Origin of the sequence: Paraburkholderia sp. Ac-20340 (assembly GCF_017104965.1) — a bacterium.
In the GTDB taxonomy this organism is placed as follows: Bacteria; Pseudomonadota; Gammaproteobacteria; order Burkholderiales; family Burkholderiaceae; genus Paraburkholderia.
The window spans coordinates 1-23494 of the sequence record NZ_JAAGPR010000035.1; the positions used below are offsets into that span (position 1 = coordinate 1).

The 23494-nt window shown below is 64.4% G+C and carries 19 protein-coding genes and 1 pseudogene; 5 read left to right on the plus strand and 15 right to left on the minus strand.

Annotated elements, in window-relative coordinates; translation table 11 throughout:
- Positions 1–192: hypothetical protein (locus tag G3N59_RS37160; RefSeq protein WP_241024466.1), on the minus strand; the 192-nt coding region annotated here is incomplete at its 3' end.
- Between G3N59_RS37160 and G3N59_RS30255 the strand changes: the two genes are divergently transcribed.
- Positions 179–832 (plus strand): hypothetical protein, encoded by a 654-nt coding sequence (locus tag G3N59_RS30255; RefSeq protein ID WP_346777965.1) that lies wholly within the window; start codon positions 179–181, stop codon positions 830–832. The genes G3N59_RS37160 and G3N59_RS30255 overlap by 14 nt on opposite strands.
- Entirely contained in the window at positions 829–2091 is a 1263-nt protein-coding gene (locus G3N59_RS30260) for an MFS transporter (RefSeq protein WP_205986514.1), read from the plus strand. The genes G3N59_RS30255 and G3N59_RS30260 overlap by 4 nt, the downstream gene beginning before the upstream one ends.
- A gap of 417 nt (positions 2092–2508) precedes the next feature.
- Here the strand turns inward: G3N59_RS30260 and G3N59_RS30265 are convergent, their stop codons facing one another.
- Complete coding sequence (locus G3N59_RS30265; protein ID WP_205986515.1) at positions 2509–2982, minus strand: DUF3331 domain-containing protein; 474 nt, start codon at positions 2980–2982, stop codon at positions 2509–2511.
- Positions 2983–3786: 804 nt separating this feature from the next.
- On the minus strand, positions 3787–4695 hold the full coding sequence (locus G3N59_RS30270) for a LysR family transcriptional regulator ArgP (RefSeq protein WP_205986516.1): 909 nt from the start codon (positions 4693–4695) through the stop codon (positions 3787–3789).
- A gap of 89 nt (positions 4696–4784) precedes the next feature.
- On the opposite strand from G3N59_RS30270, the gene G3N59_RS30275 reads away from it, so the two are divergent.
- A complete protein-coding gene (locus G3N59_RS30275) occupies positions 4785–5411 on the plus strand; it encodes a LysE/ArgO family amino acid transporter (protein ID WP_205986517.1) in 627 nt (208 codons plus the stop codon).
- 7 nt (positions 5412–5418) lie between these two features.
- Here G3N59_RS30275 and G3N59_RS30280 read toward each other — a convergent pair whose 3' ends face one another.
- The 4 genes from G3N59_RS30280 to G3N59_RS30295 all read right to left on the minus strand — a co-directional run bounded on the left by G3N59_RS30280 (position 5419) and on the right by G3N59_RS30295 (position 11457).
- Entirely contained in the window at positions 5419–6231 is an 813-nt protein-coding gene (locus tag G3N59_RS30280) for a hypothetical protein (protein ID WP_241024457.1), read from the minus strand.
- A gap of 131 nt (positions 6232–6362) precedes the next feature.
- Entirely contained in the window at positions 6363–7568 is a 1206-nt protein-coding gene (wecB, locus tag G3N59_RS30285; RefSeq protein ID WP_205986578.1) for a UDP-N-acetylglucosamine 2-epimerase (non-hydrolyzing), read from the minus strand.
- A gap of 101 nt (positions 7569–7669) precedes the next feature.
- On the minus strand, positions 7670–9061 hold the full coding sequence (locus G3N59_RS30290) for an MFS transporter (protein ID WP_205986518.1): 1392 nt from the start codon (positions 9059–9061) through the stop codon (positions 7670–7672).
- Positions 9062–9114: 53 nt separating this feature from the next.
- A complete protein-coding gene (locus G3N59_RS30295; RefSeq protein ID WP_205986519.1) occupies positions 9115–11457 on the minus strand; it encodes a cytochrome P450/oxidoreductase in 2343 nt (780 codons plus the stop codon).
- A gap of 124 nt (positions 11458–11581) precedes the next feature.
- Between G3N59_RS30295 and G3N59_RS30300 the strand changes: the two genes are divergently transcribed.
- Entirely contained in the window at positions 11582–12418 is an 837-nt protein-coding gene (locus G3N59_RS30300; protein WP_205986520.1) for an IclR family transcriptional regulator, read from the plus strand.
- Here the strand turns inward: G3N59_RS30300 and G3N59_RS30305 are convergent, their stop codons facing one another.
- The gene (locus G3N59_RS30305; protein WP_205986521.1) at positions 12419–13780 is read right to left on the minus strand and encodes a cytochrome c peroxidase; all 1362 of its coding nucleotides are present in this window, start codon (positions 13778–13780) and stop codon (positions 12419–12421) included.
- 14 nt (positions 13781–13794) lie between these two features.
- Positions 13795–15090 (minus strand): alkaline phosphatase family protein, encoded by a 1296-nt coding sequence (locus G3N59_RS30310; RefSeq protein ID WP_205986522.1) that lies wholly within the window; start codon positions 15088–15090, stop codon positions 13795–13797.
- Between the two features lie 329 nt (positions 15091–15419).
- Here G3N59_RS30310 and G3N59_RS30315 point away from each other — a divergent pair, with 329 nt between their 5' ends.
- Positions 15420–16925: an NYN domain-containing protein gene (locus tag G3N59_RS30315; RefSeq protein WP_205986523.1), complete on the plus strand. Its 1506-nt coding sequence runs from the start codon at positions 15420–15422 to the stop codon at positions 16923–16925.
- A 269-nt stretch (positions 16926–17194) separates the two neighbouring features.
- Here the strand turns inward: G3N59_RS30315 and G3N59_RS30320 are convergent.
- The 6 genes and pseudogenes from G3N59_RS30320 to G3N59_RS30345 form a co-directional block, all read right to left on the minus strand.
- A pseudogene (locus G3N59_RS30320) lies at positions 17195–17434 on the minus strand (hypothetical protein); the annotation flags it as partial.
- A 57-nt stretch (positions 17435–17491) separates the two neighbouring features.
- Positions 17492–18331: a hypothetical protein gene (locus G3N59_RS30325; protein WP_205986524.1), complete on the minus strand. Its 840-nt coding sequence runs from the start codon at positions 18329–18331 to the stop codon at positions 17492–17494.
- Positions 18328–20679 carry a cation:proton antiporter gene (locus tag G3N59_RS30330; RefSeq protein ID WP_346777966.1) on the minus strand — a complete coding sequence of 784 codons (2352 nt, stop codon included), beginning with the start codon at positions 20677–20679 and terminating at the stop codon, positions 18328–18330. The genes G3N59_RS30325 and G3N59_RS30330 overlap by 4 nt, the downstream gene beginning before the upstream one ends.
- Positions 20661–21248, minus strand: a complete 588-nt coding sequence (locus tag G3N59_RS30335; RefSeq protein ID WP_205986525.1) for an LUD domain-containing protein — start codon at positions 21246–21248, stop codon at positions 20661–20663. The genes G3N59_RS30330 and G3N59_RS30335 overlap by 19 nt, the downstream gene beginning before the upstream one ends.
- On the minus strand, positions 21235–22665 hold the full coding sequence (locus G3N59_RS30340) for a lactate utilization protein B (protein ID WP_205986526.1): 1431 nt from the start codon (positions 22663–22665) through the stop codon (positions 21235–21237). The genes G3N59_RS30335 and G3N59_RS30340 overlap by 14 nt, the downstream gene beginning before the upstream one ends.
- Positions 22662–23405, minus strand: coding sequence for a (Fe-S)-binding protein (locus G3N59_RS30345; protein WP_205986527.1), 744 nt, complete (start codon positions 23403–23405; stop codon positions 22662–22664). The genes G3N59_RS30340 and G3N59_RS30345 overlap by 4 nt, the downstream gene beginning before the upstream one ends.
- Between the last annotated feature and the right edge of the window lie 89 nt (positions 23406–23494).

The following is a 23494-nucleotide window of genomic DNA, read 5'->3' on the forward strand; positions in this document are numbered from 1 at the left end:
CGATCCTCTGACCTGGAACGCGCGCGTATCGACGTGAATGGGCGCGGCATTGAGCGCCTGCACGAAAGCGCGGCAACGCGCGATGGCGTCGTCGATACTCGTGTTTTCCAGCACGCAGACGAATTCGCCGCCGCCCGCGCCGGCCAGCACGCCCGCCGCGCCGCCGCCCGCACCGCTGGTGCAGACCCGCACGATCGAGCGCGGCACTTTCCGCACGCTGCTCGACAGCGAAGTGCAAAAGCCCGACGGCAAGGTCGTGGGCCGCGCCGTCGATATGGTCGCGGGCCCCGGCGGCAAGCCGCAGGAAGTCGTGGTGAACCTGCAGGGTTTCATGGGCGTGGGCGACCGCAAGGCGAACTTCCCGTGGAGCGCCGTGCGCATCAACACGCAGGCGAAGACGCCGGCCGTCACGCTCGCGCTCACGCCACAGCAACTGCAGATACCCGACCGGCCCAAGGCCGGCGGCGCACAGGCGGGCGCACCCGAAGCCAGCCCGACGCGTCTGCCGATGCTCGACACCACCGTCGAGCGTCCGAACGGCGCCAAGGTCGGCCGCGTGGTCGACGTGCTGATCGACGGCAGCGCCTCGCCGCTCGCCGTGGTGCTCGATGTCAGCGATCTGCTGGAGAAGCGCCGCACCATCGCCGCCGACTGGTCGGCGCTGCACTTCGTCACGAAGAACAACGCGCTCGAAGCGCAGCTCGAAATGAGCGACCAGCAGGTGGATGCTTCGCCGCCCTACCTGAACGACCAGCCGGTGCGCGCCGTCAGCCCGGCAACCGCGGCGGCCACGCCGGCCGCGCCTGCAGCTTCCGCGCGCGGTGCCCAATGACGACAGGCACCACGACGCAACTCACCCCCAGCCTGCGAAGCGTGCGCGCGCTCGACTGGCTGAACTTCTTCGTGGCGAATGTGCAGACCGGCTTCGGTCCGTTCATCGCCTCGTATCTGGCTTCGCACAAATGGACCCAGGGCGAGATCGGCCTCGCGCTGTCGGTCGGCACGATCAGCGCCATGGTCAGCCAGGTGCCCGGCGGCGCGGCGGTCGACGCGCTCAAGAACAAGAAGGCCGCCGCTGCCTGGGCGATCATCGCGATCATTATTTCGGCGATGTTGCTGGCCGTCAGCCCGACCGTCGTGCCGGTGATGGCCGCCGAAGTGTTCCACGGCTTCGCCAGTTGCATGCTGGTGCCGGCGATGGCGGCGCTCGCGCTGGCGCTGGTCGGCCGCCAGAATCTGGGCGACCGGCTCGGGCGCAATGCGCGCTGGGCTTCGATCGGCAGCGCCGTCGCGGCGGGCCTGATGGGCCTGTGCGGCGAGTACGTCTCGCCGCGCGCCGTGTTCTGGCTGACCGCCGCACTCGCGCTGCCCGCGCTGGTGGCGCTCGCGATGATCGAATACGACAAGCACGCGAATGCGCCGAAGCCGCTCAAAGCCACGAAGGCGCCCGCTGCCGAAGCCGACGGCGAACGCGAAACCATCTTCGATCTGCTGCGCGACCGCCGCATGCTGACCTTCGCGGCCTGCGTGATCCTGTTCCACCTCTCGAACGCGGCGATGCTGAACCTCGCCGCCGGCGAAGTGACGGCGGGCATGGGCGACAACGTGCAGCTCGTGATTGCGGCGTGCATCATCGTGCCGCAGGCGATTGTCGCGATGATGTCGCCGTGGGTCGGGCGCACGGCCCAGCATTGGGGCCGCCGCCCGGTGCTGATCCTGGGCTTCAGCGCCCTGCCGCTGCGCGCGCTGCTGTTCGCGGCGGTCGGCAACCCGTACTTCCTCGTGCCGGTGCAGATGCTCGACGGCCTTTCGGCTGCCGTGTTCGGCGTGATGCTGCCGCTGATCGCCGCCGACGTGGCGGGCGGCAAAGGCCGCTACAACCTGTGTATCGGCCTGTTCGGGCTTTCGGCGGGGATTGGCGCGACGCTGTCGACCGCGCTCGCGGGCTTTATCGCCGATCACCTCGGCAATACGGTCAGCTTCCTCGCGCTGGCTTCCGCTGGCGCCGCTGCCGTGCTGATGGTGTGGCTCGTGATGCCCGAAACGCGCGACGCGATCGAAGAGGAAACCGCCAGCGACAAGACGGCGTAGCAACGCCTGCGCCTGCAGTTCGCACTGCACGAGACGCGCCCAACACGGGGCGCCACCGCCGCAACCCAACCGGGCGCGGCAGTGGCGCCCCGCTTCATTTGCGCAGCCGATTATTGCGCGCGACGTTTTATCGCCGATAAAGACGCAATAACGCACGCCCTTATTCAGCAGACAAAATAAACCGATAGATGTGCCAAGACGTGGCCTGCATGTGTGAGGCCAGAAGACGCGTCCTGAGGAACGCGAAAGACAATGCGAGGGCGGCTGCCCGCAGCGAAACCTGCGCCCGTCAGGCGATCGAACCGCCATGACGAACCGCTGATTTCACTACAGGAGAGGCCGGAAGCTACGGCTTTGCGACTGCAGATCCGCTTCGCGCGGACCGGACTTCACCAGCAGACCTACTCAAACTCAAGCTCAGGCAGCGAGCGCCTCGTCGAGACGCGCGGCCACCACGCCGCTGGGGAAGTTGTCGAGCTTGCTCGCGAGTATCATCGCGTCGGCATTGGCCGGACGATGACGGCGATTCGGGCTCGGACGGAACACGGCGTCGCCGCGGCGGATCTTCTCGCCGGTCAACGCACACACAGCGCTGCGACGCGCCGTGCAAACCCGCCACAACTGGTCGGAGTAGCGACCATACGTGGCGTCACTCCAGCAAACGGTGATGCTGTCCGGATCATGACGCCGGATCAAGGTAATGCCTTGCGCATCCCACGAACGCACGGTGGCGCGGCGCCGGTTGGCCGCCTCCGATGCGCTGCGCGTGATGGGTACCGGTTTGCAGCTCCTGATGATCTCGGGTTCGCCGTCCGGGCCAAGCGGCTCCGAGGCGGCGGTCAGAAGATCAATGGTTTGTTGCCATGCGCTGCCGGTATCTAATTTCGTCATAATGCACCTCGTGCACGTGGAAACGATTCAAATATGCCGGTCGAATAAGCACTCTGCCACGTCGGGATTATAGCGTGCGATTCTGGCACTCCACAGAAAAAACTGAACTTTCACACGATATATCCCGGCTACCGCCAAAAGACCAGACGCGAGGCTTTCAAGTCGCATTGCAGGATAGCAATGCTGGTTTCTTTACATTCGAACTTTTTTCCGATTTGTTGATGTTTAACATTGCATCCAGGAAAAAATAACCGGATAGGCCCTTCTTATGCAAGTGATACAAACGCATTAGCGAACCTATTGGCAGGCCTGAACATGGGCCGGACGCGCCGGCCCGACAATGCCGCAACGCCCCGTCTGGCTTGCCTGTGCGGGCGCAGCGCCCTGCCCTTCGTGGCGCACGCCCGGCACCGGCGACGCGTGCGGCATGTCGTCCGATCAATGAAACGCATTACAGGCTTATGTCAACGGCATCAGGAAAATAGGCATGGCCGGTCATGCTTTTTGGCGCGAAGAATTGTCGCACGGACTAGCGTCGCGCCGAACAGTGTCAATTGCGAGACACGACTCAATTTTCTGAAACATTAATCGAAATTGAATTGCGCATTAGCCATTTTGTCATGCGCGAATGCATCCAATCATCTCAAACGCCTTACTGTCAATACGCGGCAAAAGTCGCGACGATTCCCTGCACGGATAACAACAATTCAAATGGCGGCTAATGACTGCATGAATGGCAGGTGCCGGCAGGCATTCATCCGCAATCATGGGGCCGCCCAGGTGGAACCGCCGAGGCATGACGGCTCAGGCGCCGCGCCCCTGGTCGAGATAGTCCGCGGCGCGCTGCCGCAACATCGTGCCGAAATCGTCGAGCCAGCCGATCGACAGGCGCCAGCTCTGCCAATACAACTCGACGTCGAGCGCGCGACCCGGCGTGAGTTCGACCAGTTCGCCGCGCGCGAGATGCGGCGCGATCATGCGCTCCGGGCACATGCCCCAGCCCAGCCCGCTCGCGCAACAGCGCAGAAAACCCGCCACATGGGGAATCCAGTGCAGCGGCGCGTCCACCTGCGCACGCGTGATACGCCGCACGAAGCGCTTTTGCAGTTGGTCCTTCGGATTGAATTCGATGCACGGCGCGCGGCGCAGCGACTCGCGTCCCACTCCCGCGGAAAAATAGCGCTCGAAGAACTCAGGCGAACAGACCGCGAGATAGCGCATGCGTCCCAGACGCGTCGATCGGCACCCTTGCACGGGCTCGGCCTGCGTCGTCACCGCGCCCTGCACGCTGCCGTCGCGCATACGCTGCGCCGTGTGATCCTGATCGTCGATGACAAGGTCGAGCAGGATGCCGCGCTCGACGCAGAATGGCGCGACCGCATCGATAAACCAGGTGCCGACGCTGTCGTCGTTGACGGCCACGCGCAAGGTGGGCCGCGAGGCGTCGAGGCCGCCCGTCACCGTCGGCATGCCGCCGCCGAGTTCCGCTTCGAGCAATTGCACGCGCTCGGTATGACGGCACAGCAGCGCGCCCGCCGCCGTTGCCACGCACGGCTGGCTGCGTTTGACGAGCACCGTGCCCACGCGCTCCTCCAGCAGCTTCACGCGCTGCGAAACCGCAGACGGCGTGATATTGAGCGCGCCTGCCGCGCGGTCGAACGAGCCGTGGCGCACCACGGCGGCCAGCGCATCGAGCAGCGCATAGTCGAGCATTAGCGTTCCTTAATCCAGATTAAGAAAATCAGCTTTGCTTAAGCTGCTTCCGACGGCAGACTAGCGCCGTTCCCCCGCAATGTCCAATCATGAACTGGCTCGCTTTTTCCCATGGCGCCGCGCTGTGCGCCTCGCTCATCGTCACCATCGGCGCGCAGAACGCTTTCGTGCTGCGCCAGGGCATCCTGCGCTCGCATATCGGCAAGATCGTGCTGCTGTGCGCGCTGTCCGATTTCATCCTGATCGGCGCGGGCGTGGGCGGCGCGTCCGCCCTCGTCGAGCGTTATCCGACTTTCGTGCATCTGGTGCTGTATGCGGGCCTCGCGTGGCTCGTCTGGTTCGGCATCAATGCGCTGCGGCGCGCGGTCAAGCCCACGCACGATGTCATGGATGCCGCTTGCGCCGCCGATGCCAGAAACACGCCCGAGCAGCGCGCGTGGCCGATCATGCTGATGACGCTCGCGTTCACCTGGCTCAATCCGCATGTGTATCTCGATACTTTTCTGCTGATCGGCACGGCGGGCGCGCGCGAGCCGGAAGGTGCGCGACTGGCCTTCGCGATCGGGGCGATGGCGGTGAGCGCGGTGTGGTTCATCGGGCTGGGTTATGGCGCGCGCGCACTCGCGCCGCTCTTCAAGCGTGCGGGCGCCTGGCGTGTGCTCGATGGTGCGATCGGTTCGATGGTGCTGCTGATTGCGGTGACGCAGCTGCGCTGAACGACGCTCACTGCGCTTGCGTTTGCGCGTGACGGATCGCCAATAAACCATCGACGAGTTCGGGCGACAGATAATGCGGCCCGTCGAAAAGATAGACGCGATAGCCGCGATACGCGTCGAGTTGCGGCGCGAGTTCCGCTGGCGTGGCGGCGCGAAAGCCGCCGCCCTGCTTCGGCCGGAAGGCTTCGGCGATCACGCGCACGCGCCGTTTGCCCAGCTTCGCGGCGAGTGCATCCGCGTAACCGCGCGCGGCTGCCGGACCGCGCGCATAGACGCCGCCGCCGTCCTGCAGGAACACGCCTACGTCGCGCGGCAACCAGCTATCGAGCCACTGGGCCAGCGCCGCGCCACCGATATTGCGCGTGTCGTACACGCTGATCCACAGCGGCCGCGGCAAGCGTTCGAGCAAGGGCGCCATGCGCGCCGCGTCGGTCCAGCCAGGGTCGACTTCCACTGGAAAATACCAGCCGGCGATATGCACGGGCGGACGCGCATCGGCGAGCTTCAGCGAACGCTCGACGAGTTCTTCGAGATTCGCGCGCGCCTTCTTTTCATCGGCATAACCGGCCAGGCCGACGATCACATCGCGCGCCCACGGCTGCGCCGCGATGCGCGTCCAGTCGGGCACGCGCGGCGCGGGCAAACCGGCGCCCGGCACGAAGGCCACATCGTCGACGGCAATCCACTGGATCAGCAGATCGCGCACGCCAAGCCGTTGCCATTCGCCGCGCGGGTCAAGATGCGCGTTATCGGGCTGCCAGACGACGCCTTGTGCGAGCGCTGGGACAGAAGGCGCGTGGCGTTCGTCGGCAATAGCCAACGCGTGCTTGCCGGTCAGACCGTACGCTGCCGACGCACCGAAAGCCCCGAAAGCCCCGAAAGCCCCAAACGAAGCCAACGCGCGCAGCGTTCTGCGCTTTTGCAGGAAGCGGCTCACCGCGCGCTCCAGCGCTACGCCACGGCCCGCTGCGCAAGCGCCGGATGCCGATAACCCGGCAGCGCTTCGCTCGCGAACGGTGTCACGCGCCGCCCCATCAGCGCCGCGACGATGCGCGCCGATGCCTCGCCATCGCCATAAGGATTCACGCGGCGCGCGTAGGCTCGCCGCGCCGCTTCGCTATCGACTAGCTCCATCACCGCGCGCTCGATCGTCTCGCGATGCGTGCCGACCAGTTTGACCGTCCCGGCCGCGAGCGCTTCGGGCCGCTCGGTCACGTCGCGCATCACGAGCACCGGCTTGCCGAGTGCGGGCGCTTCCTCCTGCACGCCGCCCGAATCGGTCAGCACGATCGCGGCGCGCTGCATGAGGCGCACAAACGCCGGATAGTCGAGCGGATCGGTCAGATGGACATTGGGCGCGTCGCCGAGCGCGGCCAGCACCGGGCCACGCACATTCGGATTCAGATGGACCGGATAGACGATCTGCATCTTGCCGCTCGCAGCGAGCGCCGAGAGCGCCGCGCAGATGTGCTCGAAACCCGCGCCGAAACTCTCGCGCCGATGTCCCGTGACCAGCAGCAGCGGCCGCCCATTGCCTTCGGCTTCGGTCTCGAGAAAGGGAAAACGCGCGTCGATCTGCGCGCGCAGGTGTGCATCGCGATCGAGGCGCGCGCACATGAGGCGAAGCGCGTCGATCACGGTATTGCCAGTCACGATCACACGCCCGGTGAGCGCTTCCGCTTCGAGGTTCGCCTGCGCGCTCGCCGTTGGCGCGAACAGCAGATCGCTCACCGCATCGACCACGCGCCGGTTGGTTTCCTCGGGCCAGGGCTCGAACAGATTGCCGGTGCGCAGCCCCGCTTCCACGTGCCCCACCGGAATGCGCCGATGAAACGCGGCGAGCGCGCCCGCCATGCTGGTTGCCGTATCGCCATGGACAAGCACGCGATCCGGCTTCACATCGGCCAGCACCGCGTCGATGCCTGCGAAAAGCCGCGCGGCCAGGCCGTTGAGCGACTGGTTCGCGGTCATCGCGTCGAGCCGGTGCGCGGGCGCGATCTCGAACAGATCGAGCACCTGGTCGAGCATGCTCTGATACTGCCCGCTCACGCAGACGATGGACTCCACGCCGGGTTCGGCTTCCAGACACTTCACGAGCGGCGCCATCTTGATGGCTTCGGGCCGCGTTCCAAAAATCGACAGGATGCGCACAGGCAGGCTTCCGTTGAGAGTGACGGACCGTGCGCGTGCGCAATTCCCGTGCCTCTTTCTACCGCTTTCCTGATCGTCAATTAAATCGATGAACGCACGCCGACGCGTCAATGCGCCTGCGCGGCCGCCTCGCGTGCATCCCGCGAATCCGGGCCGCCTGCATTGGCATTCGCGCGATGAATCGCGACGATCCCCGCGAGCGAAACGCAGGCCGGCACCGCAGCGGCCGCAAAGAGCGATGCCGACGACCAGTGCAGATGCATCAGCGCGCCGCCCAGCACCGGCCCCACCACCGAGCCGATCCGCCCGACGCCAAGACTCCAGCCGATGCCCGTCGAGCGCAGCGCACTCGGATAGTAGGTGGCCGCCAGCGCATTGAGCGCGGGCTGTCCGCCGATAATCGAAAAGCCCGTGAGAAAGATCGCAAGGAACATCGCCGCCACCGACACCATCACCGCAGCATTGCCGAGCGCCGCCGTCGCCGCGATGGCGATCACGAACGTCGTGGCCAGCACGCGCGTGAAGCCCGCCATGTCGATCAGACGCCCGAGCAACAGCGTGCCGATCACCCCGCCGCCCCACAGCACCGTGCCGGCGAGCACGGCGGTCTGCGTGGAAAAACCCGCGTCGCGCACGACCGTCGGCAGCCAGTTCGAGAGGAAATACATATCGAGCAGATTCGCGAAGTTCACGATCCACAGCAGCAGCGTCACGCGCGCGCGGCCTTCCTTGAACAACTCGACAAAGGGCACGCCACGCGAGCGCGTTTCGCTGCTGGTGAACACCGCATCGGCGGGCAGCGGCACATTGGGCGCGACGCGCGCAAGCTGACGGCGCACGCGCTCGCTCGCGGCGCTTTCATGCTGCGTCGCCCGGCGGCGCAACAGCAGAAACTGGATCGATTCCGGCAGCGCGAGCCACATCAGCACGCCCATCGCCAGCGGAATCGCGCCGCCGACAAAGAACACCGCGCGCCAGCCGAAAGCCGGAATCAACGCGGCGGTGATAAGGCCGCCCACCACGCCGCCCAGCGTAAAACCGCAGGACACGATCATCATCAGCGTCACGCGGATGCGGCGCGGGCTGTATTCGCCCGCCAGCGCCATCGCGTTCGGCATGATGCAGCCCAGTCCCAGGCCCGCCACGAAGCGCCAGAACACCAGTTCGCCGATCGTGTTCGCAAAGCCCGTGGCGATCATGCACGCCGAGAAAAACAGCGTCGCGCCGACCAGCACCGGACGCCGGCCAATTCTGTCCGCCACCGTGCTGAACGTGAGCGAGCCCACCAGCATGCCGAACAGTCCCGCGCCGAACACCGGCGCGAGCGTCTCTTTCGCGATCCCCCATTCGCGGATCACGACCGGCGCGACATAGCCCATCGCCTGAACATCGAAGCCGTCCATCACGAGGCACAGCGCGCAGAGCACCACCACCAGCAACTGATACGGCCCGAAGCGGCTATCGTCGATGACGGCCGTCACTTCTACGTTTTTTTCCATGCCTCGCTCCAACCGATATGAAAATCGTCTTGATCGACGACCGGGCGTTTCCGCTACAGTTCCAGCACCAGACGCGCGCCTTTGGCACGCGAGCAGCAAGTCATCATGCGCGATTGCGTATCGCGTTCCGCGCGCGTGAGCACCACGTCGCGATGATCGATCTCGCCCGCCAGCACGCGCACTTCGCATGAGCCGCACAGACCCTCTTCGCAATCGCTTTGCACGTCGATATTGGCGCGCCGCAAGGCGTCCAGTACGGTCTGATCGGGCGCGACCTTGAGCACGAGGCCCGAATCCTTGAGCTCGACTTCGAAGGCGTGTTCATTGGCCGGATCGAGCTTGCCTTTGCTCGCAGCGAAATGCTCCACGCGCAGTGCGTCTTCGGGCCAAGCCTCGCTCGCCGCCTGCAACGCTTCGAGCATGCGTGCCGGGCCGCAGGCATAAACCCGCGTGTGTTCATCCACCTGCAGCGCGTTGAAATCGTTGCGCGTGCCTTCGTCGGAAATATGAAGCTGCAGGCGTTCGCCATGCCGTTGCGCGAGTTCGTCGATCAACGCCATCGTCGCACGCGAACGGCCGCTGTAATGCAGCACGTAGTCGATGCCGAGTTCGCGCGCGCGGCGCGCCATGGCGCTAACCGGCGTGATGCCGATGCCACCCGCGATAAAGATCGCGCGGCGCCCTGCTTCGTCGAGACGGAAATGATTGCGCGGCCCGCGAATCTTCACGCGCATGCCGGCACGCAGCGTGTCGTGCATCCACGCGGAGCCGCCACGGCCGGCCGCCTCGCGCAGCACGGCGATTTCGAACGCGCCGGTGTCGGCCGGGTCGCCGCATAGCGAGTATTGACGCGAGAGGCCCGTTTCGCCGCATTCGACATCGATATGCGCGCCCGGCGCCCAGCGCGGCAGCGTGCCGCCGGCAGGCGCCGCCAGGCGCAAACGCACGATATCCTGCGCCACCACGTCCACACGCTCGACCACCACCGGGCGGCTCAACGCATGCGAAGACGGCTCGCCAATCCTCACCGGCACCTGCACGTCACGCAGCGCCGGTTGTGCGCGCTCGGGGTTTTTCGCCGCATCCCATTCGACCCAGAGATGCTCTGGACCCCGAAACGATGTATTCGGCACATAACTGAAACGCTGCTCGGCAAGCCGCATATGCGGCAGACGACGCGTCAGCGCTTCGAGAAAAATCTGCATCTCCATGCGCGCGAGATTCTTGCCCATGCACTGATGCGAGCCGTAGCCGAAGGTCACGTGATCGCTGGCATTGTCGCGACGGATGTCGAATAGATCCGCATCGGCGAAATGACGTTCGTCGTGATTCGCGGACGACGTCACGATCAGCAGCTTTGCGCCCGCCGCAATCTCAATCCCGCCGATGCGCGTGTCTTGTGTCACGAGTCTGCGCCACGCCGCCACGGAACCGTTGTGGCGCAGGCATTCCTCCACTGCGTTCGGAATCAGGCTCGGATCTTCGCAAAGCGCCTGCCACGCCTGCGGATGCTGCAGGAGCAGCTTCAACGCATTCGCCGTGGCGTTGGCGGTGGTTTCGTGCGCAGCGACGATGCCGGCCATCATCATCGAATGCAGATAGGAATCGGTGACAACTTCAGGATGCTCTTTCTGCCGACGAATACCGTACTGCATCCAGCCAGGACCATCGGGATTCTGGCGCATCTTGTCGAGCACCTTGCCCGCGAACTGCCAGAAGTTGCCCACGGCATGCGCGACCGCCACTTGCTCGTCCGGGCGCGGACGTCCCCACGTATTGACCGTATGCGCGATCGAATACTGGCGCAGCAGATCCATATCCTCTTCGGGCACGCCGAGAAAATGCAGCGCCACCGTGAGCGGCACTTCCCAGAGCATTTGATCGACCAGATCGGCGCGGCCATCGTCGATAAAACGGTCGATGTATTCGCGCGTGAGGCGCCGCACCATCGGTTCGTGATGCTTGAGATGCTCGGGCGTGAACGGCTCCATCAGCACGCGGCGGCGCGGCATATGCGCGGGTTCGTCCTCGTTCACGAGCGTGCGGTTCATCGCATAGCCGTAGGACTCGAGCACCGCATTGGCTTCGGGGCCGGTGGGCGTGATCTTTTCGAGCGCGATAGACGGCGAGAACGTGAGGTTGTCGCGAAAGATGGCCTTGATGTCGTCATAACGCGTCACGACCCAGTAGCCCAGTTGCGGGCTGTAGAACACCGGTTCCTGCTCACGCGCCCAGCGCACGTATTCGGGCGGGTCCTGCTGATAGCCGTCGCTGAACGGGTCGAATGCTGCCGCGTTCGCGCTGACCGGACAAGCCGATGGCGATGCTGCCGGCGCGCCATGGGGAAAGGGACAACGCCCGGCCGCGACCGGCTGGGATGAGGTTTCTCGGGTCATGCCGTCTCCTGCATTACGTTTCGCTTTGCGTAACTCTAGTACGCATAGCGTAATTCCGAGATTGGGGTTAACCTCGAAACCTGCATGTATCCCGGTGGCGTGGCCGCCCTTCTACAATCGCCGTATGAAAAAAGAGATAACAGGGAGCGTTCCCGAAGCCGCAGCGCCGCGCGAGCGGCGTCAGCGTGTGCAGTCCGCGCAGACCGGCATGGCCGTCCTCAAGGGGCTGGCGCGGCTGGGCGGGCGCGCCAGCCTTTCCGGCCTCGCCGCGCATGTGGGCGAAAGCCCGGCCAAGGTGCATCGCTATCTGGTGAGCCTGATCGAGGAAGGACTGGTGGCGCAGGACAGCGCGACGCAGCAATACCGGCTCGGCACGGAAGCGATGATGATCGGCGTGGCCGCCATGCGTCAGGCCGATCCGGTGCGCGTGGCCGAACCGGCGCTGGCGCGTCTGCGCGAAACGCTGGAAGTGACGTCGTTTGTCGCGGTGATGGGCAACAAGGGGCCGACCATCGTGCGCTTCGAGGAATCGGGCCTGCCGGTGACCGTGAACGCGCGCGTGGGCTCGGTGATGTCGCTGCTGTGGTCGTCTACGGGACGCGTGTTTCTCGGCCTGCTCGACGACCGGCGCACGCTGGAGATGGCGCAGGAAGAGTTTGCGCACGCGGCGCCCGATCTGCGCGCGCTGCTGGAAGCCGTGGACATCGAGGACCCGGTTGGCGCATTGCGTCGCGAGGTTCACGCGCGCGGCTGCGCAAGTGTCAAGGATACCTATCTAAAAGGAATCAGCGCGGTCTCCGCGCCGCTGTTCGATCACAGCGGCAAGATTTGCGCGGTGCTCACGGCTCTCGGCGCGACGGGTGGATTCGATCCGTCGCCCGAGAGTGCCATCGGTCTGGCCGTGCGCAGCGAAGCGGCGGCTGCGAGCCGCCTGCTCGGTTACGTCGCGCCGGCAGTGTGATTACGGGCGCTTGAGCGGCGCGCTCACTTTCACGAGGGGCGCGCGTACCGGCGGATTGGGCTGCGGATGCGCCAGATAGCCGTCGTCGAGCGTCTTCAGGAACGCGATCACATCGTCGATATCGCGCGCATTCCAGGCGGGCTTGCCGCCCGCCTTGCGCGTGAGCGGTTCGTCCAGCACATCGACGTTATCGCGCACTGCGGCCGGCAGATCGTCGAACTTCACGACATGGCCGTGCGCGTCCTTCGAATACCACTTCTGCGGTGACGTATCGCGTTCGACGTAGAAGCGCAGCGCGTCGCGCAGCGTATGGAAGCGGCCGTTGTGGAAGAACACCTGGCGCGTGGCGACGTTGCGCAGCGTCGGGGTCTTGAAGAGGCCGCAATACGCTTTCATGCTCGACTTGTCGGTACGCACGGGACCGCACAGGCCTTCGTCGTAGTAGTTCGGATCACGGTTCGCACGCAGTTCCGCATTACGCGGCACGCCCAGCGCCTCGAACTGGAAATCCGTAAAGAGCGGATGCGCGCCGTTCGCGCCCACCTGATCGATATGGCAGGACGCGCAGTTGCCGCTGTTCGGGTCGTCGAAGAGCTTCTTGCCGCGCATTTCGCTGGCCGTGAGTTCGGTCTTGCCGTCGAGATACGCGTCGAACTTGCTGGTGTACGGATGGAACGACGGCTCTTCGAGTTCGAAACGCTCGACCGCCATCATCGCCTGACGCAGCGCGGCGTCTTTCGAATCGAAAATCGTCTCGCCGAAAAGCTGCTTGAAGCGCGCCGCGTACGGTGCGCGCGCGAGTTTCGCGGCCACATCGGCGGGATCGCGGTTGGCCATTTCGTTCGCGCTGAACAGCGGAAACAAGGCCTGATCGTGCAGGCTGTTGAAACGGCCGTCCCAGGCGAAGCCGCCTGCGGGCGGGCTATCGGCATCGGTCAGGCGCTCGAACACGCTTGCGGCCTGCACGTGGGTCCACACGGGCGTGCGATTGAGCACGTAACCGAGTGTGGGCACCGCGCGCGTGCCCTGCGTGCGCAATTCGGGGCCGCCCAGTTGCGCGGCCAGACCGTTCGGCGGCCCGTATGCGTGCGCGGGGCTATGGCAGGTCGCGCACGACATGCGGCCCGATGCGGACAGCGCAGGATCGTTGAAAATCAGCTTGCCGAGCGCGGCGGTATCGCTGAGCGGCGTGACCGCGGGTGTCGCTGCGGATGTCGCTGCGGACGTCGCTGCGGGGCCATGCGACTGCGCCTGCGCCGCACCGATACCCGGTACGACAAAAGCCGCCAGCGCGGTAGCGCCAGCGGCCAGCGCAGTCGTGACGGCGCGACGCGCCGCCAGACTTGCGTGGAAAACAGTCATCGGATTGGATCGGCTCAGAGATTCGTGAAGATGTCCTTGCCGAAGCCCGTGAGGCCAGCCTGCCCCGCGTAGCCCAGATGACCGAGGCCGAACATGTCCTCGACACTCTTGAGCATCGAGTAGTGGTTATAGGCCACCGTCGACACCGTACCCGGCTTGATGAACTTCGAGATCATCACTGCGCCGGTGCGGTCGCCGCCGTAGCTCGTCTTCGCCAGCACGAGGTTGATGTTGCCCGTCACGCCCGCCGGCACCGTCATGCCCAGCTTCGTCAGATACGCGGCCGGCACCGTGCCCATCGTCGCCGATTGCGGGAAGGTGCCCAGGTTCGGACCTTCCTGCTGGCTGCAGCAGGTGTCGCCCGAGAACGTGAAGTCCACTTCGCTCGTGCTCGGCATCGTCACCGATGCGTAGCTGCTTTCGTCGAAATTGATGATCAGCAGACCGTCCTGCTTGAACGCCGGCGATTCCGTGATGATGGGCACCCACTTCTGCAGGAAGGCGTCCGCCGATACGAGGCCGCCCGTCGCGCCGTTCGCGCACGGCGAATCGTGGCCGTCGTCGCAGGTGCTCGGCGTGATCAGGTTGAAGTTCGCCGTGGTCGCGACTTGCTGCAGGTCGGTCGTCAGGTTGTTCAGGTTGACCACGTTCGTTTCGCAATCCGGCGCATCGATGATCGAGTGGAAATACATGAACGGGTTGTGACGCGTGGCGTACGAATCGCCGAGCGGCGTGGTCGAGTTCGGCGCTTCCTGGGTGTTGGTCAGGTCGGTCGTGCCGAGCGTCGGGTGACCGCAGGTGGCGGCTTCGCGCGCCGGGTCGTTGCCCATGTCGCCTTCGTAGCCCTTCCACGTGAGATTGGCCGCCTTGAGCTGGTCGGCGATGGTCTTCACGCTGGCCGGATACACGCAGCCCGTGCCGATCGCCTGGCCGTCCGACGTCATGCCCGTGAGGCTGAAGTCCTCATAGGTCGTGCAGTCGTTGTCGGTTTGCACCGTTGGCGACTGGCCGCTGATCATCGAAATATAGTTGTCGAGGCTGACGTGCCCCGTGCCGTAATACTGCTGCACCAGCGCGCCCTGCGCGGTGAGCGTGTTGGCCAGATACGGCGCCTTGGTGGTCGAACTGAAGGTGGTGGTGTAGTTCTCGTTTTCGAGCGTGATGATGAAAACGTGCTTGATCTGCTGGGTCGTTCCCGCGGTCGTGGAGTTGACGCTGGAGCCGCACGCGCTGACGAAAAGCGCGCACAGAAGCGCAGCAAAGATCGCGGCGAACAACGCGCCGATCTTGCCGGTGAAGCGAACTGCCATGGGTGTGTCCTCTGTTGTGTCGAGTCGTTATAGGAATAATCCGGTTTAAACCGATATTTTTTTCGCCCACCCATGCACAATGATTTGCACCATGAATGGGCCGCGCAAGCTTAAGGAGCGTGTGTGACGGAACCGTGAAAACATGGGCTGCCATCGCCATATTTCCGGTATATGCGTTCAATTCCATTTGCTTGCGCACGCAACCAACCGGTCGGTATGGGATTACCCTGATAACGCTGGGCGCCGGCAGTTCATGGATGAAACGCGGACTCGCTGCGCGCAACCGGCTATCATGTGAATTCGTACCGTAGATGGAACAATCGAATCACATGGCCTCCCCTCAAGAAAACGTCAGCATGGCGGTGTTCTGCGACTTCGAGAACGTTGCGCTCGGCGTGCGCGACGCGAAGATCGACCGCTTCGATATCAAGCCCGTGCTCGAGCGCCTGCTGCTCAAGGGCAGCATCGTCGTGAAGAAAGCCTATTGCGACTGGGAGCGTTACAAGGGCTTCAAGGCGTCGATGCACGAAGCGAGTTTCGAACTCATCGAAATTCCGCACGTGCGCCAGTCCGGCAAGAATTCCGCCGATATTCGCCTTGTGGTGGACGCACTCGATCTCTGCTATACGAAGTCGCACGTCGACACCTTCGTGATCGTGAGCGGCGACTCGGACTTCTCCCCGCTCGTCTCCAAGCTGCGCGAAAACGCGAAGAAGGTGATTGGCGTGGGCGTGCGCCATTCCACGTCGGATCTGCTGGTCGCGAATTGCGACGAATTCATTTTTTACGACGATCTCGTGCGTGAGCTTTCGCGCGAGCAGCCGGCGCGCGGCAAGGGTCGCGGCGAAGCCGGCGCGCACGCCAAACGCAAGGATGGCGACGAACGCCAGCAAAAAGGCGAGAACGCCGAAGACCGCAGCGAAGAACGCAAGCTCAAGGCGATCACGCTGGTGGTCGAGACGCTCGACGCGCTCGGCTATGAGCGCGGCGATAGCGGCAAGATCTGGGCTTCGGTGCTCAAGAGCGCGATCAAGCGTCGCCGGCCGGATTTCAACGAGTCGCGTTATGGTTTCCGCGCGTTCGGCAATCTGCTGGACGAAGCGCAGGCGCGCGGGCTGCTCGAAGTGGGCCGCGACGACAAGTCAGGCACGTTTGTGACGCGCACGAGCCAGCCGGCGGCTGAGACGGTTGAGACGGCTGAAACCGTTGAAGCGGCGGTTGCCGTGGTGGAACCGGTTGCTGCTCCGGTGGCGGCTGAAGAAGCGCCCGCACCGCGCGCGGAGGAATCCCGTTCGCGCCGTAACAAGAACCGTCGCAATGGGCGCGATGGACGTGATGGTCGTGAAGGTCGTGAAGGTCGTGAAGGTCGCGAACCTCGCGGCGGCAACCGTCAGCGTCAGCCGCACGCGGGCAAATCGGAATCCGCCCAGACGGACGAGATTTTCGACATCGAAACCGTGCTTGCCGCCGAAGAAACCCCGGCGCAGCCGCATGGCGACCTCTTTGCCGAGCCGCGTTCGCACGAATCCGCCCTGCCGCTCTTCGAGCCTGCTGCACAGAAAACGGTCGAGCACGCGCCCGAAGCCGTAGAAGAAACCGAAGAAGCAGCCGCTGAAAAAGCGCCGCGCCGCGCGCGCAAGACCGCGGCACGCAAGACGACTGCGCGCAAGAAGGCGGCGAAGTCGGCCGCCGAAACCGCGGAAATTGCCGTCGATGTCGCTGTGCAAGCCGAACCGGCGCCTGAACCGGCCGCCGAGCCTGCGCCCGCGAAAAAAGCGGCGAAGAAAGCGCCGGCACGCGCACGCCGTCCGCGCAAGGCGGCTGAAGAAAGCTAAAAAGGCAATCAGTCGCCGAAAGGATTCGCCGGCCGTTTGCGCGGCGTTTCGCTTTCGGCGCTTTCTGCGCTTTCCGCGTTTTCGTTACGCTGAGCACCAAAAGGATCGCCCGCTTTTGCGGGCTTTTTTTCGCCGAATGGATTGGCTTGCGGCGCGCGCGACGTTTCGCCAAACGGGTTTTCATTCGCCTGACGATGCGTGCCGCCAAATGGGTCGAGTGGATCGACGCGCGCGGCAGTTGCGGTATCGGCTTCGTCCGCTTCATCGGCATCCACGGCGAGCTGGTATTCGGCCTGCACCTGCGCCAGCACGCCCGCGATGCTCGACTCGAAGCCCGCTGCGTTACCGAAATGACGCATCGTCCAGTTGCAGCCCGTGCGATCGGGTTCCTGCGCCTGCGGACGCGGCACGACGATCTTCACGCCGTCCTCCACCACGTCCTGCAAACGCTGCAGGCGACGCTTCACCTCTTCCTGCAGCCGCGACGCGTTGAGAGTCTTACGATGCATCGGGCACCTCCTTGTTCAAACTCGACACGATAACCAGCACGCGCGAGTCTAACGCACTCATTGCGGCGACGGCAGCGCAGGCAGAGGCGCACGCGGCTCGAGCGGCTGATTCATATGCACGAGCGCGTCGCGCATCGAATCGCTCGGCAACACGATCTGCCCGGTAAAAGGCGTATCGAGATCGACGACCACATAAACCGCCGACGATATCGACACCGCGCCCAGCGCAATCATCACCATCGCCAGTGCGTTATGCGGCGCGATCAGCCCGAAGCTCAGAAAAATCAGAATCAGCCAGAGCGTGAGCATCGCGAAAAATGGCTTCGAAATGGTGCCGTGCGCTTCTTCGATCAAACGCCAGCGCGTATCGCGCACGCGGCCGAATACTTCGTCCAGCCGCGCGGCCAGCGTCGTTTCATAACGGTCGCGCGGCGTGAAACGGTCGATCTCGCGTCCCACCGTATTGAGCATCGCGCCCAGCGGCACGCTTTCGAGCTGGCCGTCATGCGCGTCCGCCACGCGCGGATAATCGCCTTCAGGCGCGCGTTCCTGCGGCCAGGTGGAGGCAATCGCAGCCGCCGTATATCGACGCAGCGCGGCGCGTGCGGATTGCGCATTCGGGCCGTAATCGCGCAGCCGCGCATCCAGTTGAATCAGATCGGCCGAATACGCGCGCAAATCGTTGGTGGCGGTGTCGTAGCTGCTTTTCGCCGATGCGGTCAGCAGGCTCAATACCAGCGCCGCGAACGTGACCAGCATGCCCAACACCAGTTGCACGAGCTGCACGGTCTCGTGCTTGCGATGTTCCTCCGGCAGCAGCGGCCGCAACAACACGCCCAGCCCCGTGCCGCCGAGCAGCAGCACGAACACCAGCAGCGCCATGCCGATCTCCATCATGATCCGGCGCTCCCGGGCGGCTCGCCCGCTTCATCGGCGTGGACGGCTGTCTGCGGCTCCATCCTGGGCGGTCGAGGTGGCGGCAGATCCTGCATTTGCGCTTCTTCTTGCGGTCCCTCTTGCGGTCCCTCTCGTGCTTCCTCCTGCACTTTCGCCTTCGCCTTCCAGCCGCCCGTGAGCCGCACGGCCGGATGCGCACGCGGCACCGCGCGTTTCCACGCAACGTCCAGTTCCCTGCGGATCGAATCGTAGATCTCTTTCGAAATCGAGCGATCCTCGTACATCGCCACCACGCGCGCGCGCCCTTCGCGCAGCGCGTAAAGCAGCATCATGCGTTGCTCCAATACTTGCGCGCCCTGGCCGAAGCAACTGCGAACTTCGTCGAGCCCGCGCTCGGCTTTTTCGATCCGCAAACGCAGGATCGTGCCCAGCAGTTTTGCCAGCCGCTCGCCTAACAACGGCGTGAGGCTCGTATCGGCGAAAACGATCAACTCGTGCAGGACCACCCGCCGACACATCAGGAGTTCGAAACGATCGGCCAGCGCATCCGAATACGGTTGGCGGATATGCAGCCAGCGCGCCGCGAAGCGCGCCATGCGCAAACCCGGTGTATCGGCAAGAATCTTTGCCGCCGCGCGCTGATAGCCAATGCGCCCGCTCTCGCGCGCGGCTTCGATCATGGCGTCGGTGTTGCGCGTCATGGCGTCGAGATTGCGGATCGTGACAATGCCGCTGCCGTATTGCGGAATCAGATCGCGCTCTTTGCCCGCGAGCGTCACGAGGCCGATGGCCAGGCGTTCGCGCTCGGAAAGCGCCGCTTCGATATCGAAGGCCGTCGCGCTCAGGTCGATGCTGCGGCGAAACGTGGCGCAGGCTTCATTGGCAATCGCATCGGCAATGCGGAACGTGCGCGCCGCCGCATGCACCTGTTCCGATACGCTGATCGACGAAAGCCGCACGGCCTGCTGCTGGATCGCTTCTTCCTGCGGCGACAGCAGATCGAGTTTGAGCCTGCGAATCAGCAGCTTGAGCGACGTGCCGTTGACGATCAGACTCACCAGCACGAAGCCCGTTGCAAGGATCGCCACGAAGCGGCGCGTGCTTTCGGGCAGCGCCTCGTTCTGCGCGAGACCGAGTGCCAAAACGAGCGTCACCGCGCCACGCAGTCCGCCCCACGCAATCACGAGTTTGTAGGCGGCGCTCACGGGCTCGGTGAGCTTGAAGCGGCTCAGCAAGGGCAACATGCCGAACGCCACCACGAGCCGTGCGATCAGCGCCGTCACCACCACGACCGCGAGCGCAACCAGATCGAGGAGGTGCGCATCGCGCAGCGTGGCGGGAATCTGCATGGCGGCAAGCAGAAAGATCGCAGCACCGGCCATGGCCGCCACCTGCTCCCAGATCAGTTGCAGATGCAACCAGTTGACCGGCGACAGACGCGTTCTGCCCAGCCCGCTGATCACCAGTCCCGCGGCCACCACGGACACCACGCCCGACACATGCAGCACCTGATCGGCGAACAGATAAAGCGGATACGGCAAGGCGAAACTCAGCGAAATCTCGGCCTTGCCCTCGCCGCCCAATGCGGGCAGCAGATACGCGAAAATGCGGCCCGCGAGTGCGCCCACCGCGAGCCCGCCAATCAGTTCGACGCCGAGCGTGCGCAGCGCGGCGGTGCCGGTTGCCGCGGCGGCATCGCCGGTGATGGCCGCGATCAGCACGCTGGCGATGGCGATCGCCGCCGCGTCGTTGAGCAGGCTTTCACCTTCGACCAGGCGCACCAGTCGCGCGGGCGCGCCCACCTCGCGGAACACGGCGAGCACGGCGGAGGGATCGGTGGTGGCGATCATCGCGCCCAGCAGCAAGCCGTCGGTGAGCGGCCCGAGCCCGGTCAGGCGGATCGCGCCGCCGACCATTGCGGTCGCAACGAACACGGCCACCACGGCGAGCAGCAAAATGGGCGCGGCATCGCCGAGCATTTCGCGTACGTTCACGCTCAGCGCGGCCTGGAACAGCAGCAACGGCAGAAAGATCCAGAGATAGGCTTCGGGCGGCAACCGCGGCTCGAGCGCAGGCGTCACCACACTTGCCGCGAGTTGAGGCCAGGCCTCCCCGCTCACCAGATAAATGCCACCGAGCGCAAAACCCCACGCAGCCAGCAACACCGATTCGGACAGCGCGAAGCGCAGGCTCACGGCCTGGACCAAAGCAATACTTGCCAGCAGAAAGCCGCTCAAGAGAAGAATGTGGATGACCATCGTTTCCCGCGCGATGTAGCGTGTTGCGTCGTTGATGAACTGCGTGCCCGCGACGCCGCTCGCTGACGCGCTCAGCGCGCCGGCAGCCACGCCACGGTCAGCGATTTCACGCCCTGCGCGCCCTGAATCAGCACGCCTTCGATATCGGCCGTCGCCGATGGCCCCGTGACCAGCACCGCATAACGCGCAGCACGAAAATCATCGCGACGATAGGCATCCTGCAAACCCGCGACGAGCGCGCCGGCATCGAGCAATACATAAAGATGCTGCACCAGATAGCCGAGCGCATTGACGATATATTCGCGCTCGCTCAGCCACACCGAACCGGTTTCCGCCACGCCGAAGCGCGCGCGCACAACGCCCACTTCGACGTTTTCGAGCGACGCGGGCGGCGTACCCGCAGCAAGAACGCGCGTACCCGGCACTTCGGGCGCGGCCGACGCGATCGAGACATCGGGCCCGAAGCGCTCGCGGATCGCGGCCAGTACGGTTTCGCCCGATGCGGCTTCGATTTCCTTGCCGCCCATCAGCGCGAGCGCAGACGCAAAGCGTGCGCGCAAATCGCCAGGCGGAGCATCGAATAGCGGCACCTCGGGACGCTCCTGCGGCGCAGGTTGCGCCGCACGCACGCGCGCGAGAAAGGCCTCACGACTCGCCATCGCCGCCTCCTGCGGGTTTGTCGCCTTTACGGTTCTTGCGATACCACGCATGAAACGTCATGCCCGGCGCTTGCGGCAGCGTGCGCTGTTTGCCCCAGATATTGAGCGGGTTGTAGAGCACGAAATTGGGCAAGCGCCGCAACGCGCCATCGAGCGATGAAACCGCACCGCGATAAAGCTTCGGACTGGCAAGCAATCGCCCCGCCATCTTGAGCACTTCCTGCTTGACGAACGGCACCGCATTACGCGCGGCGATCACCTCGCGCCATTGATAAATCTGCTCGTGAATATTGATCTTCACGGGGCACACATTCGTGCAGCTACCGTTCAGCGTGGACGCAAAAGGCAAAGCGCTGAAACGCTTGAGATCGAAAGTCGGATTGATGATTGCGCCAATCGGCCCCGCATAGGTACTGCCATACGAAAGCCCGCCGCTGCGCCGATAAACCGGACACGTATTCATGCACGCCCCGCAGCGTATGCATTTGAGCGAATACCAGAAGTCCGGCATCGCCAGGCGCGCGCTGCGCCCGTTGTCCACCAGCACGAAATGCAGTTCCGCGCCTTCGCGTGGCGCACGAAAATGCGAGGTGTACTGCGTGATCGGCGAGCCGAGCGCGCTGCGCGAAAGCATGCGGATAAACACGCCCAGATCGGACAGGCGCGGAATCAGTTTTTCGATTCCCATCGACACGATATGCACGGGCGGCACGTTGGCGGAAAGATCGGCATTGCCTTCGTTGGTGCACACCACCACCGTGCCCGTTTCCGCCACCGCGAAATTGCAGCCCGTCATGCCGCCGGTCTTTTCGCGCACGAACCACGGGCGCGTATTCAAGCGCTGGCTTTGCGCGAGATAGTGAATGTCGTTATTGGCAGGGTCGGTGCCGATCGTGCGGCCGAACACTTCGGCCACGTCGTCGCGCAGTTTGTGCACGGCCGGCACGACGATATGGCTGGGCGGTTGATCGTCGAGTTGCTGGATGCGCTCGCCCAGATCGGTTTCCATCACGGCGATGCCGCGCTGCTCCAGATACGGGCGCAATTCGCATTCGTCGGTGAGCATCGACTTGCTTTTCACCAGCGCCGTCATGCCGCGCTCGTTGAGAATACGAAACACGGTTTCGTTGTGCTCGCCCGCCGAATCGGCCCAATGCACCTTGACGCCATTCGCTTCGGCGGCGCGCGAGAATTCGTCGAGGTAATCGGCCAGATGCGAGAGCGTATGCGCCTTGATCTGCGATGCCAGTTCGCGCAGCGTTTCCCATTCGGGAATCGCATGCGCCTGGGCGTCGCGTTTCATGCGCAGGTCCCAGAGCCGTTTGTCGTGAAAGTCTACATGCTCAGGATGCGCGAGAAAACTCCCCGCGAGTTTCGCGTGCTCGACACGCTTCGAGGGTTTCTCCGGCGTACTCATTCGCGCGCTCCATTGAGCACCTGGGCGATATGGATAAAGCGCACATCGGACTTCATGCGCTCTGCACAGCCCTGTTGATGCATGAGGCAGGACATATCGCCCGAGACGATGTATTGCGCGCCGGCGCTCACGTGATCGACGATCTTGTCCTGCCCCATGCGCACCGAAACCGCTTCTTCCGTGACGGCGAACGTGCCGCCGAATCCGCAGCATTCATCGGGGCGTTTAGGCTGGACGAACTCAATGCCTTTTACGGCGCGCAATAGAGTGAGCGGTTTTGAAAACGGCGTGCCCGCGATTTCGGAAATCGAGGCTTCGTGCAAATGACGCAGCGCGCTGCAACTATTGTGCAGGCCCACGCGCCAGGGAAATTCGGCCCAGGGAAATTCGCGCACGCCCATGACATCGTGCAGAAACTCCACGAGTTCATAGGTATTCGCGCGCACGCGGCGGACTTCGTCGGTTTGCTCGATGGCGGTGAAATGGTCGCGCACGTGGTTCACGCAACTCGCGGACGGCCCCACGATATAGTCGTAACCCGCGAAGGCGCGCGCGAACACGCGCTCCGTGCCCGCCGCCTCGGTCTGTGCGCCGCTATTGGCCATGGGCTGGCCGCAGCAGGTCTGGTCGAGCGGATACGCCACCTCGCAGCCAAGCCGCTCGAGCAATTCCAGCGTGGCGATCCCGACTTCGGGATAAAACGCGTCGATGAAACACGGAACGAACAGGGCGACTTTCATGCGGGGGCTCGCGCGGAAAGCGGACCGGACCATTCTAGCGCCGTTCCGCCCAGCAGGCGCTTAAAGCGGCACGGCCGCCCCCATGGCCG